Source organism: Brevibacterium sp. FAM 24630, assembly GCF_049804075.1.
In the GTDB taxonomy this organism is placed as follows: domain Bacteria; phylum Actinomycetota; class Actinomycetes; order Actinomycetales; family Brevibacteriaceae; genus Brevibacterium.
Window position 1 is genome coordinate 1 of the sequence record NZ_JBNBZD010000106.1, and the last position, 255, is coordinate 255.

Annotated in this window: 1 pseudogene; it reads right to left on the bottom strand. The window is 62.7% G+C overall.

Annotated elements, in window-relative coordinates:
- Positions 1–255 (bottom strand): annotated as a pseudogene (locus ACPUD7_RS17920) (IS1380 family transposase); the annotation flags it as partial.

The window sequence follows — 255 nt, forward strand, 5'->3', positions numbered from 1 at the left end:
TGACGGACTTCCAGATCAGCCAGCTGGCCACCGGTCGTGTTCGTCGCGAACGCGGTCAGTCGGTATCCGTCGACATCGTCAAATCGCAGTTGGGCACCCGGGTGGGGACGTTCACGGCGGACGATGACTCGCATCCCGTCCGGCCAATCATCGAGGTCAAGGACACTGGTGAGTTCGGCAACATCGGCCCCTTTACGGGGACAACCGTCGGTGTCGTAGGCCGGCTCCCACGCTTTCAGTTTCGTCAGCTGGCGG